Below are 14,098 nucleotides of genomic sequence, written 5' to 3' on the forward strand. Positions count from 1 at the left end.
TTTTTTTTTTTTGACACCACAAAGATAGTGATTTATCAGACTACTTTTATTTTTTTCTACTTTTTCAACTCTTGACTTGCATTAGTAATAATCACTAAAGTAGTAGCAACTTTTTTGCCTATTCCTTTAATGGAAGTAAGTAGTTGAACTTGTTTTTCAAACTCTTCCTCAGTGATAGAAACAATGTCTTTTTCTAGATTATCGATGAGTTTATCTAAGTTGTCTATATTGTTTTTGAGCATATCAACAGCTAAATTATCTTTTTGAGGTGTAAAAATATTTATAGATTACTTAGGAATACCTGATGACAAGTAAACAAGAGCTCTAATAACAAAAAATCCAGTATAGCAACTCACTATACTGAATTTTTTTGTTTAATACACAATATCAACATCTCCTTTGCCTTCTCGCAGCACAACAGGTGCATCACCTGAGAGGTCGATGACGGTGGAGGCTACATTATCACCATAACCACCATCAATAACGATATCCACGCGGTTTTGCCATTTCTCGAAGATAAGCTCTGGGTCAGTGGTGTACTCAATCACATCATCGTCGTCGTAAATAGAGGTAGAGACTATAGGGTTACCTAACTTTTCTACAATAGTACGCGCAATAGTGTTATCGGGGACACGTATCCCTACGGTTTTCTTCTTTTTAAAATCCTTAGGAAGATTGTTATTTCCTTGCATAATAAAGGTATAAGGACCTGGTAAAGCGCGTTTCAACAGTTTGAAAGTGCTCGTATCTATCTGTTTTACATAGTCAGATAGATTTTTTAAATCGGAGCATACAAATGAAAAGTTTGCTTTTTCGAGTTTTACTCCTTTGATGCGAGCAATTTTCTCAAGGGCTTTGGTATTGGTAATATCACAGCCCAAACCGTAAACGGTATCAGTAGGATAGATAATGAGTCCGCCGTGACGAAGCACTTCCACTACCTTAGCAATCTCCTTTTCGTTGGGATTTTCGTTGTATAATTTAATAAAATCAGCCATTGTTCTAAATATTAGGGGTAATTCTAATAGTGGTAAATTTGCAATAAGAAATCAGTTTTCTCTCCTGATTTGTTACTTTTATTTCCCAAAGTTGAAGCGTACGTCCTGCATTCACACATACAGCTTTGGCGTAAAGGGTATCCCCTACTCTACCCGCTCTCAAGTGATTAGCACTGAGTTCAATACCTCGAATTTGTTCATCATCATTGCGGTAAAGTAAGTACGCCCCTATGCTGCCTGCTGTTTCTGCTAAAGCTAAAGTAGCCCCTCCGTGTAACACCCCATCTACCTGAGTAACTTTCTCGGTAACAGGCATCGTTATAGTAACACTATCTTCGGTTACTTCGGCAATTTCCATTTGCCAATCGCGCATCAAGTTGTTTGGAGGTAACGCCTGCCACTTCTGTAATAAAGTTTCTTTGTTGAGCATAGCATATCCTTTTTGTTACTTCAACCCACGTGCTTTGAGTAGAGGCTCAATAGCAGGAGCTTTCCCTCTGAAAGCTAAATACATTTTTTCGTAATCCATTGTATTTCCTTTGGAGAGTATCAAATCTCTAAAACGTTGTCCATTAGCACGAGTGAGTCCGCCGTTTTCTTCAAACCATTGGTAGGCATCGTGGCAAAGCATTTCTGTCCATTGGTAAGAGTAATAGCCTGCTCCATAGCCTCCGCCAAAAATATGAGCAAAGTAAGACGAACGGTATCTTGGAGGTACTTCTTTCACCCATAAGCCTGTTCTTTCAAGGGCTTTCTTCTCAAAATCACTTACATTATTGATGATAGTATCTGAAGGAATAGTATGCCATTGCAAGTCTAAATTGGCAGCAGCCAAAACTTCGGTAAAAGCATACCCCTCATTGAAGGTACTCGCTTTTTTTATCTTATCAATAAGTGCTTGTGGAATAGGTTGTTTGGTCTCGTAATGTACTGCATAGTTTTTAAGTACCTCAGGATACAAAGCCCAATGCTCATTGAATTGCGAAGGAAACTCCACAAAATCGCGTGCTACTGCTGTTCCTGATAAACTTGCATACTGTTGGTTAGCAAAGAAACCGTGCAATGCGTGACCAAACTCGTGGAAGAGCGTTGTAAGCTCGTCGTAAGTAAGTAAAGCAGGTTTACCTTCGGCAGGTTTCACATAGTTGCACACATTGTAAATAACAGGTTTAGTGCCTAATAACTTCGATTGGTTTACAAAGTTGCTCATCCACGCACCACCGCGTTTGCTTTCACGAGCAAAGAAATCGCCATAGAAGAGTCCTAATGGCGTACCATCTTCTTCAAAAAGCTCATACACTATTACATCGGGGTGATATACGGGTATATCTTTGCGTTCTTTAAAGGTAATGCCATAAAGTTTGGTAGCTGCATAGAATACACCATTTTCAAGAGCATTTTTCAATTCGAAATAAGGTTTGATTTCGTTCTCATCGAGGTCGTATTTAGCTTTGCGAACTTGTTCGGCATAGAAGTTCCAATCGTAAGGCTCTAAAGTAAAATTACCTCCCGTTTTGGCGATTTGCGCTTGTATTTCTTTAGCTTCTGCTTTGGCTTTACCTACTGAAGCGGGCACTAAATCTTTAAAGAATTGAGCAATAGCAGCAGGTGTTTTAGCCATAGTGCGTTGCAAGCTCCATTCGGCATAGTTTTTAAAGCCTAAGAGTTCAGCTTTTTTAGCGCGTAGTAAAGCAATGCGTTTTAAAATATCATTGGTACTATGAGCTCCCCCATCGGTGCGATTCCAGCTTGCTTCAAACAATTGTTTACGAGCGTTGCGGTCGGCTAATTCACTAAGGAGCGGTTGCTGAGTAGTATTCACAATCGCTACTTTCTGACCATTGATAGTTTGAGCAGCTGCCAACGATCCTTCTAAAAGCGTTTGGTTAAAATCAGTTTCTAAAGAAGCTAACTCACTATTGTACTTTTTAAGAGTTTCTTTATCAGTAGCCGATAGGTTAGCACCTGCTACTACAAAATCTTCATAGTAATTTTCTAACAATTTAAGCGATTCAGCATCTAATTTCAAGCTATCACGTTTGTCGTATAAGGCTTTGATACGCGCAAAGAGTTTTTCGTTCAGGTGAATGCCATCGGCGTGCTCGGCAAACTTAGGTGATAGTTCTTTTTGCAATACTTTTAAGGTATCATTAGTATTTGCCTCAGTTAAAGCATTGAATACCGCTGAAGCACGTTCCAATTCTACTCCACTTTTTTCTAAAGCGATAATTGTATTCTCAAAAGTAGGCGCTTCGTTGCTATTAGCAATAGCTGCAATACGTTCGTTTTGCAAAGCCATTCCTTTGAGCAGGGCGGGACGGTAATGCTCGTCTTTAATTTTTGAGAAGTCGGGAGCTCCATAAGGCAAAGTGCTTTCTACCAATAGCGGATTGTTCTCTGTGTTTTCTGTCATTTTTGAAGTCTTTGAGTCGTTGCAGGCTACCAAAGCAGTGAGCAATATAGCTGCTGAAAATAAAAGTAATTTCATAGTTTTTAGGTGATTATAAAAAGGGTGTTCGAGGAAGAAGTTCCTCAAACACCCCTTTTGAGGTTATATAGTAACTAAAATACTGTTATTTAGCAGTCAAACGTATGTCGATACGTCTGTTTTTAGCTTTGCACTCAGGAGTATCGTTAGCAGGACAAAGAGGGTGTTCTGCACCATAACCTTGAGCGCTCAATTGAGCTTTGTTAGCACCCAATGCTACCAATTTGTTTAGCACTGAATTAGCACGTCTTTCTGAAAGTTTTTTGTTACCTTCAACACTACCCGTATTATCAGTATAACCTCCTAAACGAATAGCAGCTTTAGGATAAGCTTTCAAAATAGCTACAATGTTCTTTAATTGTTGTTCTGAACCTTCAGTAAGTTCATCGCTACCTGTTTTGAAGTAAGTTCTATCCAAAGTAATCCAGTTATCTTTGAACTGTTCTGGAGTAGTAAGGTTTTTATCTTCTATCAATTTTACGAGGTGTGCTTCAGATGAGTTCTTTCCTACTTCTAACATTGTATTGTCAAAAAGGCTCAATTGGAATAAATCACCTACATTGTACTCGAAGTCACCATCGGCGTTAAGCTTACCTTCTTCAATAACTACTACTTCTTCCACAGGCATCACTCCCTCACCTTCACCTTGACGAATTTGAGCTTCTATAGGAGTACCTGAAGCATCGGCAGTATGTCCACCCAAGATAGGAGCAATTACCAAACCTACCAAGCAAGTGAGTTTGATAAGGATATTCATTGAAGGGCCTGAAGTATCTTTGAATGGGTCACCTACAGTATCACCAGTAACGGCAGCTTTATGAGCGTCAGAACCTTTGTAAGTCATTTGTCCGTTGATTTCAACACCTGCTTCAAATGATTTCTTAGCGTTATCCCAAGCACCACCAGCGTTGTTTTGGAAGATAGCCCATACAACTCCTGATACAGCTACACCAGCCATATAAGCACCAAGAGCTTCAGCACCCATTACGAAACCGATAACAATAGGAGTGATGATAGTAATGGCACCAGGTAACATCATTTCGCGCAAAGCAGCTTTGGTAGAAATATCTACACATCTGCCATACTCAGGAGTACCTTTACCTTCCATAATACCAGGGATTTCACGGAATTGGCGACGTACTTCGTTCACCATATCCATAGCAGCTTTCCCTACTGATTGCATTGCCAAGGCTGAGAAAATTACTGGAATCATACCTCCGATAAACAAGGCAGCTAATACGTTTGCTTTGAAAATATTGATACCAGAAATGCCTGTAAAGGTCACATAAGCAGCGAACAAGGCTAAGGCGGTAAGAGCTGCTGAAGCAATAGCAAATCCTTTACCTACAGCTGCAGTAGTATTACCTACTGAGTCTAAAATATCAGTACGTTGACGCACTTCTTTTGGCAATTCACTCATTTCGGCTACACCACCAGCGTTATCGGCAATAGGACCAAAAGCATCAATAGCCAATTGCATAGCTGTAGTTGCCATCATTGCTGATGCGGCAATCGCTACACCATAGAAACCAGCTAAAGAGTAAGAACCCCAAATAGCTACAGCAAAAAGCAATACAGAACCAAAGGTAGATTTCATACCAGTTGCCAAACCTGCAATAATATTGGTAGCAGCTCCAGTAGATGAATTGCGAACGATATTCAATACTGGTTTTTTACCCAAAGCGGTAAAGTGTTCAGTAATAGCTGAAATGAGTAAGCCTACTGCCAAACCTACGATAGTTGCGTAGAATACATTGATACTTGCAATCTCTTTTACTCCTTCGCCAAAGAAACTCATTTGGATAGTTTCGGGTAACATATATTTGATAAGAAAATAGCAAGCTACTAAAGTAAGTGCTAAAGCTACATAGTTACCTGTATTTAGTGAACTTTGTACTTGTTTTTCTTTAGCATCGTTGTTTTTGATACCTACACAGAAAGTACCAATAATTGAAGCAATGATACCTACACCAGCAATTACTAACGGCAATAAGATAGGGCCTAAACCACCAAAGGCATCGGTGAAAGCACCACCATTGGCAGTTGCCATATCTTTAATCACGTAGTTACCCAATACCATTGAAGCGAGTACAGTAGCCACATACGAACCGAACAAGTCAGCTCCCATACCAGCTACGTCACCTACGTTATCACCTACGTTGTCGGCAATAGTAGCAGGGTTACGAGGGTCATCTTCTGGGATACCAGCTTCTACTTTTCCTACGAGGTCAGCCCCTACGTCGGCAGCTTTGGTATAAATACCACCACCCACACGAGCAAAGAGTGCGATAGACTCAGCACCGAGTGAGAAACCTGCTAAGGCTTCGAGTACAAGAGTCATTTCGTCATAGAAAGGTTTGCCTCCTCCTACAAAAGTGTTTACAAAGAGGATAAAGAACAAGCTCAAGCCCAATACAGCCAAACCTGCCACTCCTAATCCCATTACAGTACCACCTCCAAAGGATACTCTCAAAGCTTTTGGCAAGCTAGTGCGAGCTGCTTCGGTAGTGCGTACGTTAGCATTGGTAGCGATACGCATCCCGATATTTCCCGCTAAGGCAGAGAAGAAAGCTCCACACACAAAAGCTACTACAATAAGCCAGTGAGAAGTTTCTACCATACGAGAAACAATAAACAGAGCAATAGAAGCAATAATCACAAAAATACCTAAAATGCGGTACTCAGCATTGAGGAACGCCATTGCCCCTTCTTTGATACTTTTGGAAATACTTTGCATTCGATCGTTGCCTGTGGTTTGTTTGTTCACCCACGAAGCTTTCGCAATCATAAAGATAAGTCCAAGAATAGCAAGGACTAACGGTAAATATAACATCATTTTATCCATACAAATATTATAATTAGTTAAATTTAGGGCGTAAAAGTACGAAAGATAATTGTAACGAAAAAATAATAGTTAAAAAAATATTAATTTTTAGAAGATAGTAATTAGAAGATAGGAGTTAGAATGCAGTACAATTGTTGATATATTGTTGTTTAAATTCAGAAAAAGAAGAGGCTATAAATTCTGTTTCTTCATATATTGGCTCATATCCGCGATAAATATTGCCTAAATTATGTTTAGCAATTCCTATAGCCAGATATTCATACCCATTTTTAACTGAGATAAGAAAAGGCAAATGAGCTTTCCAAAACTCACTTACCTTATTTCTTTCGTTGTCATTTTCTGCATATTCTAAGCTCTGTTTTTCAAACTCATTCCAATCAAAAGCAGATTCATCAGTATTTTGGTAATCTTTAGCTGATAGAAACCATACTGTATCTTCTTGATTAGCACACACACTGAACAAGTTTATAAATTCTTGAAATTCTTTGGGAGTATATTGCATTCTTCCATTAGCTATATCTTCCACGCGAAAATTATCAGGTAATTTATCTGTGGAAATATTCCATTGTAATGCTTTTAATGCTTCTAAAAAAAGTATATTTTCCATTTTTTTAATCTAACCAATTCCAAATTTTATGAATTAAATCATTATCTATTTCCTCTCCTATCAATACTTCTTTTTGAATATTATCTTTAATAGAGAGTTCAAAACTTATTTAAAAGAAAACATTTTGGCATTCTCGCAGATATAAACATCTTTTAGTTGGCAATCTATATAGCCCCATTTTTGCCAATTTCCCTTTAGCCAATCTGCTCTTAGTCCGAATTTGTAACCTTCAGGTATAGATTCTTTAGGGAAACGCACATAAACTAATCCTGCTTTATAACCCGAAATTACCATTAAACCGTAACTATCACCTAATTCACACAATAGAAAGTACACAACTTCTTCATAAGGATATACTCCTTTACATTTAAATACCGTTCCTCTTGGAATAGATGTTTCTGTATAATCTATCAATTTTTTCATTATAACAACTATTGTAAGAAACCTATAAAAGTAGTCAAGATAAAGGCGTTGATAAAATCTATAAAGAACGCTCCTACCATTGGCACAATTAAAAAGGCTTTGTGTGAAGGTCCAAAACGCTCAGTAACTGACTGCATATTAGCTACTGCCGTAGGGGTAGCTCCTAAACCAAAACCACAATGTCCTGCACAGAGTACCGCTGCATCGTAATTAGCTCCCATCAAGCGGAAAGTAACAAAATAGGCATACGTGCACATCACAAAAGTTTGTACGACTAAGATAATGAACATTGGTACAGCTATATGAAATAGTTCCCAAAGTTTTAAGTTGATTAGAGCGATGCCTAAAAACAGACTGAGTGAAGCATTCCCAAATACATCTATAGCACGGTCGAACATATTCACTTTGAAGGCGTTGGTGAGTATATTGCGCAAGAGCACCCCAAAAAATAAAGCCCATACAAATTGTGGAATGGTGAATTTTTCAGGCAACCAAGCCGTTACGGCAGGTGAAACCATAATAGCTGAAAACGACAGACAAGCGGCAAACAATGCCATTGTTTCTATCGCCGATTTTGAAGTAATCAATCGCTGTTTACCTGCATTTTCAAAGACTTCTACTACAGCATCAACAACATTTTCATTTTGTTTTTCTACAGGTTTTTTTCCTAATTTGTTCACTAATTTTCGTGCTACAGGACCTCCTATAAGTCCGCCGAGTATCAACCCAAAAGTAGCCGAAGCCATACCGAGGCTCGTTGCCCCTTTAATACCATAGTCAGTCTCTAATATTTTGCCCCACGCCCCTGCTGTGCCGTGTCCGCCCGTAAGTGTGATAGAACCTGTAATCAAACCCATAATAGGATTTTGTCCTAAACTTGTAGCTAATGTAACTCCTACTGTATTCTGTACTACAATAAACAGCGCTACTACTCCTAAGAAAATGATAAGTCCTTTACCACCAGCTTTTAGTCGGGAGAAATCGGCGCTGAGCCCAATAGAAGAGAAGAAAAAGAGCATAAAAGCGTCTTGTAGGTTTGTATTGAAGTCTAATGAAATCTCGTATTTGATATACAACAGATAAATGATAACAGCAGCCAAGAGTCCGCCTGCTACGGGTTCAGGGATATTGAAATCACGCAAAATTTTTATTTTTGTTACTAACAAACGTCCTACCAGCAATACAAGGGTAGCAATAATTAGGGTATAATAAGGGTCGATGATAATGGATTTCATTATGTTGGGTTTTAAAAAAGTTTTTTATTCTGTGAAAAGGACTTTATAAGCAAGCATTCCCACCCCTAAGTACAGTAAAAGGGTGGGAATGCCAAATTTAGAGGTTAAACTCATTGTTACTCATCACTTTCTTTCATAGTGTGATATACATTTTGGACATCCTCGTCTTCTTCGATTTTTTCCAAAAGTTTCTCTACATCAGCCTGTTCTTCAGGGGTGAGTTCTTTGGTTACTTGTGGAATACGCTCAAATCCTGAGGATAAGATTTCAATACCTCGGCTTTCCAACTCTTTTTGGATAGCTCCAAAACTCTCAAAAGGTGCATAGATAAGGATACCATCTTCATCTACAAACACTTCTTCAGCCCCAAAATCTATCATTTCGAGTTCCAATTCTTCAGGATCTATACCTATAGCATTGATACGGAAGTTACAAGTGTGGTCGAACATAAATTCTACAGAACCTGAGGTACCTAAAGTACCATTACACTTGTTGAAGTAACTGCGGATATTCGCTACAGTGCGGTTATTGTTGTCGGTTGCGGTTTCGATGAGCAAAGCAATACCGTGAGGGGCATAACCTTCAAAGAGTACTTCTTTATAGTTAGCAGTATCTTTTTCACTTGCTTTTTTAATAGCACGCTCAATATTTTCTTTGGGCATATTGGCGGCTTTGGCATTCTGTATTACGGCACGCAAGCGTGAGTTAGTTTCAGGGTGAGGTCCGCCTTCTTTTACTGCCATTACGATGTCTTTCCCTATGCGGGTAAATGTCTTTGCCATTGCAGCCCAACGTTTAAATTTACGGGCTTTTCTAAATTCAAATGCTCTTCCCATTTATATTACTTAGTTTTTAGTTATTAGTCGTTAGGGGTTAGGAGTTAGTAGGAGTTAGTTAGTTATAGTTTTTAGTTGTATTTTGTCGTTTTCAAAGTGCAAAGGAGTTTCAGGAAAATCGAGTTTGGTAAGGCGTTTAATTTCTTCAAATACCTTACAATCATCGTCGAGTAACAATCCATTGGCTTTAGTTTGCTTTACAGAGAGTACATCAGCATATAGAAAGTCGCCTTTGCGATTGATTTTGATGTTTAATAAAGGTGCTATGCCATTAGCCCCTTGTAAATTAAATCGTCCATAGGTATTGAAGTTACCCATACTATAGGCAATAAACTTACCATTGTACACTTCTACAGCACGTGTTACGTGAGGTCCGTGTCCTAATACAATATCTGCACCTGCATCGATTACTGAGTGCGCAAATTTATAGACATTTCCTCTGTTTTCACCAAAAAAGATCTCATTGGCACGTGGTACACGGGTACTTTTAGAGCCTTCAGCCCCTCCGTGAAACGATACAATCACAATGTCTACTTGTGGGCGTAATTCCTTTACTAAATCAGTAGCTTGGTCGATGTTGTTCACCGATAGCATATTGCTATTAGGCGAGAAAGCACAAAAACCGTATTTCACTCCATCTTTCTCAAAGATAACCGATTTATTTTCTACAGGTCCTGCGTGATATATACCTACTTCATCTAATATTTTAGCAGTATTACGTCGTCCTTTTTCACCAAAATCATTAGCGTGATTATTTGCAGTACTCATCAAGTTAAAACCTGCCTCTTTGATAATTTTGCCATAACGGTTAGGCATCCTAAAAGCATAACAAGTACCTTCAGCTGAGTTTTTACATTTATCAGAAGTACCTGTATCAAGAATCGCTCCTTCTAAATTGCCGAATACAATATCTCCTTTTAAATAAGGTTTTACATATTTAAAGCTCTCAACAGCATCATCTTTAGGGAGATATCCTTCAGGAAATCCTGAACCTATCATCACATCACCTACTGCCACTATACTGAGAGTATCCTTAGTAGTGGCAACTGCAAGACTATCTGTTTGTGCCGAAATATAAGAAGTTATTATGAGAGCTATTGAGAAGAAATATTTTTTCATAGTAATATAGTTCTATTTTTCAGCAATTACTTGCACGCCTCCTTTTACCTTGTCGCCCAACTTTACTTTTACTTTAGTTCCCAAAGGCAAATACACATCTACACGTGACCCAAATTTAATAAATCCAGCGTCTTCTCCTTGTACAGCAGTGTCGCCTACTTTAGCGTAATTTACAATGCGTTTTGCCAAGGCTCCTGCTATTTGTCGGTATAACACTTCTCCAAATATAGGATTATCTACCACTACGGTAGTACGTTCATTTTCTTCTGAAGCCTTTGGATGCCACGCTACCAAGTACTTCCCTGGGTGATACTCACTATAAGTAACTTTACCCCCTAATGCATAACGTGTTACGTGTACATTGATAGGCGACATAAAGATGGATACCTGCAAGCGTTTATCTTTGAAATACTCTTTTTCAAACACTTCTTCTATCACCACCACCTTGCCATCTACAGGGGCTATGATGTGTTGGTCATTTCGAGGTGTTATGCGTTTAGGATTTCTGAAAAACTGCAAAATAGCTATGAGAAATACAATAGCTAAGAGTTGTATACCTTTCTTAAGCCATAGTATATCAACAAAATAATGTGCTATTAGTGATACTCCTATCACTATAAATAGCGTTACGAGAATAATCTTAAAACCTTCTTTATGAAACATTATTATTTATTTTAGGGGGCAAAGATAAGAAAAAATTGACAATTAGCAATTACCAATTACTAATTGTCAATCAAAAGGCTAATAGCTATGGATAACAATTCTTAGCTCTACACGTCGTGCTTCGGCAGGTGTAACCTGTGGGTCTATTCCTTTAAAAGCAGTTAGTATACGTTCGCTACTTATTCCTTTAGCTTTTAATATTTGAGCTACATTTACAGCACGTTGCATCGACAATACATTGTTATATGCAACACTTCCTACCTCACTTGCGTACCCTTCTAAGAGTATTGATAACTCGGGATGTGTTTTTAGCATTGTTACCATCTCATCTATAGTAATAGGGTCGTAACTTAAGGGCACAGACTTGTTATTAGCAAAATAAAGTACAGCTTTTTTATGTCCATACGCGGCTAATAATTGCTCCAATTCACTTCGTCTTTCAGCCGAAATTTGCATAGGTACTCCAGTAGCTGTCACATTTTGGACTACTATAGGAGTTTGAGATGCTGTTGTAGGTGTAACAGTTGTTGCACGTGCATTTTTTGTAGCTATTCCTACTCCTGTATTGGCAGCTAAAGCCGCTAAGAGCAATTGTTGCTGTTTGCGTAACTGATCTACACTTTTCGACAATTGTGCCACCTGTTGTGCGATAGCAGTAGTACTACTTCCTGTTTGAGATACTGCCATAGGAGCCACTGTAGTGTGAGGCATTACACGAGAGGTTGTAGTACTTGCGGTGCGAGGTATTGCAGTGTTACGTGCGATAGCAGTGTTGGTAGCTGTACGCGCAATAGCTGTATTAGTTGCCGTACGTGCTACTGCAGTATTACTTGCTGTTCCTACTACTATTGTTGGACTTTTGGTAGCAAATTTACTTTCTTCAGCTACTGCCGAAGTGTAAGGCATCTCTTTTTGTTTATATTTTACAGCCGATAGCATACTGTCCAACTCCTTATCTCTGAGATTGGTGAGTTCTGCTCTCCCTATTTGTTCTAATAGATATTGCAGTTCATCTACCGTCATTACTATCTCTGTTTTTGTTTTATTAGGGGCTACTTGTGCATACATACTATGTACACACAATAATAGCCCCCCTATAATGTAATAGATATACTTCATAGTTATTTTGATGCAGGTATTTCTATTTTCTCTTCTTGAATTTCACCTTTTGAATCTTGCATTTCCAAAAGCAGTTTTTCCAATCGGTCGATACGTTGTTCAGGACTTTTTACTTCTCCTTCTCTAATGCGTTTTACTACATCATTTATTAGCTGTTGTAGCTCTTCAGGAGTCATACGCACTAAGCGCACTTGCTCTGAAGCAGGATAAGGCAAACGCTCAGCTACATAGGTGTTTCTAAGATTTTCCCACTGTTGTTTTTCTTTTAACAAACGGTTAGCATTTGCAGTATCACCATTTTGGTAAGCCATTTGTAGTTGCTTTTCAGTAGCAGTTATCTGGCTGTTGTAGTAAGCTAAGTTTCGTTTTTCAGGAGAAACAGTAGAGGCTGTAACATTTGTTGTAGTCGTAGGGGTAGCAACCCAAACTTTATCAGCTTCAGCAGCGCCTAATTCTTGCTCGTACAATTCTTTTTCTACTGATTTAGCCAATTTAATTCTTACCCCTGCATTATAAAATACATTACTTTGCAATTTATGTACTGAACTCAAGGCAGAAGATACATCTTCATTACGAGTAGTATACATCAAATTAGCTACCCCAAAAAGCTCAACACGCTTTCCTAAAGGTATTGCTAACCCTACACCTCCTTTGGCAAAAATACCTGAGGTATTGGTATTGCTAACTACCTTTCCTACATAGTCATCACCTACTTTCATATAGCCTACACCTATTTGCAAATAAGGAACTACTCCTTTGGCTACATTCAATCGGGCTAAGAAATCTCCCCCATATATTGATAGTTTATCAAAATCAGCAGAGAATTTCTCATCTTTCATAGCACGGTGATAGTAACCTCTAACACCTATATATTCAGTGAAATCTACCCCCAATGCCAAACCTCCAAAGTAGGCATCACGCAAATTGCTGTCATCGCTGAAATTTAAGTAACCGAAAGTAGGCTCTATCACTACTTTAAAACCTTTTAGACTTGTGTATACTTGGTCTAACTCGGTTAATTCATTAGGATTGCGACCTCCTAAGTAAAGTTGTAAACCAGCACCTACACTCCAGAGCAAATGACTTTTATCTTCTACATTATTGTTTATCCAACTATTGTAAGCCGATGTGTTAGCTTCTGTTGGTTTATAAAGTATATTTCTAGAGTCTAATGAAAAGTGAGTAGCTTTAGCCTCTATATTCAAAGTAAGACGGCGGGCAAGATTAAATTTAGAACCTATTCCTAAACCAAAATACACTTGGTTTTGACTCAAATCATTAGCTTTGATAGTTTGCACACCTGAACCTAAAGTAACATAAGGCTGAAAAGAATAAGCCATTGGGATATTGCCTTTTAGCTCTCCACCCCAGCGATATACAGATACATCCTTAGCTTCAAATACATTGCTAATAGCAGCAGGAGCATCATAACCATCAAGAGTTGATTTCAACCCTATTGAATGCTTATAAGAGCCCAATAACTCTAAATTTCTACCAAAACCAAAACCTACATAACCCCCCGCCATAAAGCCATTGGTCACAGCTGTTTTCTTTGGCAACCATACATAATCAACAGTAGGTGCTACTGCAAAACTAATGTCCTTTACTTGTGCAACAGCCGAAACTGATAAAAGCACGAAAGCGCTAACGCTTAAAAAAGTTTTTCTCATTTCTTTTTAAATAATTTTTATAGTATGTTTTTTAGTTATAAAACCTAATTTTAGATTTAGGTTAATTCTCAATTGCAAAAGTATAAACTAATTAG

Annotated in this window: 13 protein-coding genes; all 13 read right to left on the minus strand. The window is 38.3% G+C overall.

What is annotated here, in order from left to right; genetic code table 11:
• Positions 1-56: 56 nt before the first annotated feature.
• Positions 57-242, minus strand: a complete 186-nt coding sequence (locus CBG49_RS10995; RefSeq protein ID WP_088594505.1) for a hypothetical protein — start codon at positions 240-242, stop codon at positions 57-59.
• 132 nt (positions 243-374) lie between these two features.
• Positions 375-998, minus strand: a complete 624-nt coding sequence (locus CBG49_RS11000) for an L-threonylcarbamoyladenylate synthase (protein ID WP_088594506.1) — start codon at positions 996-998, stop codon at positions 375-377.
• 4 nt (positions 999-1,002) lie between these two features.
• The gene (locus CBG49_RS11005) at positions 1,003-1,428 is read right to left on the minus strand and encodes a PaaI family thioesterase (protein WP_088594507.1); all 426 of its coding nucleotides are present in this window, start codon (positions 1,426-1,428) and stop codon (positions 1,003-1,005) included.
• A 15-nt stretch (positions 1,429-1,443) separates the two neighbouring features.
• On the minus strand, positions 1,444-3,486 hold the full coding sequence (locus CBG49_RS11010) for a M3 family metallopeptidase (protein WP_088594508.1): 2,043 nt from the start codon (positions 3,484-3,486) through the stop codon (positions 1,444-1,446).
• Positions 3,487-3,571: 85 nt separating this feature from the next.
• Entirely contained in the window at positions 3,572-6,331 is a 2,760-nt protein-coding gene (locus tag CBG49_RS11015; protein ID WP_088594509.1) for a sodium-translocating pyrophosphatase, read from the minus strand.
• Positions 6,332-6,446: 115 nt separating this feature from the next.
• A complete protein-coding gene (locus tag CBG49_RS11020; protein WP_088594510.1) occupies positions 6,447-6,938 on the minus strand; it encodes an SMI1/KNR4 family protein in 492 nt (163 codons plus the stop codon).
• Positions 6,939-7,043: 105 nt separating this feature from the next.
• Complete coding sequence (gene imm45 / locus CBG49_RS11025) at positions 7,044-7,361, minus strand: Imm45 family immunity protein (protein WP_088594511.1); 318 nt, start codon at positions 7,359-7,361, stop codon at positions 7,044-7,046.
• Positions 7,362-7,369: 8 nt separating this feature from the next.
• Positions 7,370-8,596, minus strand: coding sequence for a sodium/glutamate symporter (gene gltS, locus CBG49_RS11030; protein WP_088594512.1), 1,227 nt, complete (start codon positions 8,594-8,596; stop codon positions 7,370-7,372).
• A gap of 116 nt (positions 8,597-8,712) precedes the next feature.
• Positions 8,713-9,432 (minus strand): YebC/PmpR family DNA-binding transcriptional regulator, encoded by a 720-nt coding sequence (locus CBG49_RS11035; protein WP_088594513.1) that lies wholly within the window; start codon positions 9,430-9,432, stop codon positions 8,713-8,715.
• A 54-nt stretch (positions 9,433-9,486) separates the two neighbouring features.
• Complete coding sequence (locus CBG49_RS11040; RefSeq protein WP_088594514.1) at positions 9,487-10,551, minus strand: CapA family protein; 1,065 nt, start codon at positions 10,549-10,551, stop codon at positions 9,487-9,489.
• A 12-nt stretch (positions 10,552-10,563) separates the two neighbouring features.
• Positions 10,564-11,214 carry a phosphatidylserine decarboxylase family protein gene (locus CBG49_RS11045; RefSeq protein WP_088594515.1) on the minus strand — a complete coding sequence of 217 codons (651 nt, stop codon included), beginning with the start codon at positions 11,212-11,214 and terminating at the stop codon, positions 10,564-10,566.
• Positions 11,215-11,292: 78 nt separating this feature from the next.
• On the minus strand, positions 11,293-12,333 hold the full coding sequence (locus CBG49_RS11050; RefSeq protein ID WP_088594516.1) for an OmpA family protein: 1,041 nt from the start codon (positions 12,331-12,333) through the stop codon (positions 11,293-11,295).
• 2 nt (positions 12,334-12,335) lie between these two features.
• Complete coding sequence (locus tag CBG49_RS11055) at positions 12,336-14,003, minus strand: outer membrane beta-barrel protein (RefSeq protein WP_088594517.1); 1,668 nt, start codon at positions 14,001-14,003, stop codon at positions 12,336-12,338.
• Between the last annotated feature and the right edge of the window lie 95 nt (positions 14,004-14,098).

Source organism: Capnocytophaga endodontalis, from assembly GCF_002209445.1.
In the GTDB taxonomy this organism is placed as follows: domain Bacteria; phylum Bacteroidota; class Bacteroidia; order Flavobacteriales; family Flavobacteriaceae; genus Capnocytophaga; species Capnocytophaga periodontitidis.

Coding starts and splice junctions, on each gene's coding strand:
- CBG49_RS10995 (WP_088594505.1), bottom strand. CDS start 242: ATGCTCAAAAACAATATAGACAACTTAGATAAACTCATCGATAATCTA.
- CBG49_RS11000 (WP_088594506.1), bottom strand. CDS start 998: ATGGCTGATTTTATTAAATTATACAACGAAAATCCCAACGAAAAGGAG.
- CBG49_RS11005 (WP_088594507.1), bottom strand. CDS start 1,428: ATGCTCAACAAAGAAACTTTATTACAGAAGTGGCAGGCGTTACCTCCA.
- CBG49_RS11010 (WP_088594508.1), bottom strand. CDS start 3,486: ATGAAATTACTTTTATTTTCAGCAGCTATATTGCTCACTGCTTTGGTA.
- CBG49_RS11015 (WP_088594509.1), bottom strand. CDS start 6,331: ATGGATAAAATGATGTTATATTTACCGTTAGTCCTTGCTATTCTTGGA.
- CBG49_RS11020 (WP_088594510.1), bottom strand. CDS start 6,938: ATGGAAAATATACTTTTTTTAGAAGCATTAAAAGCATTACAATGGAAT.
- imm45 (WP_088594511.1), bottom strand. CDS start 7,361: ATGAAAAAATTGATAGATTATACAGAAACATCTATTCCAAGAGGAACG.
- gltS (WP_088594512.1), bottom strand. CDS start 8,596: ATGAAATCCATTATCATCGACCCTTATTATACCCTAATTATTGCTACC.
- CBG49_RS11035 (WP_088594513.1), bottom strand. CDS start 9,432: ATGGGAAGAGCATTTGAATTTAGAAAAGCCCGTAAATTTAAACGTTGG.
- CBG49_RS11040 (WP_088594514.1), bottom strand. CDS start 10,551: ATGAAAAAATATTTCTTCTCAATAGCTCTCATAATAACTTCTTATATT.
- CBG49_RS11045 (WP_088594515.1), bottom strand. CDS start 11,214: ATGTTTCATAAAGAAGGTTTTAAGATTATTCTCGTAACGCTATTTATA.
- CBG49_RS11050 (WP_088594516.1), bottom strand. CDS start 12,333: ATGAAGTATATCTATTACATTATAGGGGGGCTATTATTGTGTGTACAT.
- CBG49_RS11055 (WP_088594517.1), bottom strand. CDS start 14,003: ATGAGAAAAACTTTTTTAAGCGTTAGCGCTTTCGTGCTTTTATCAGTT.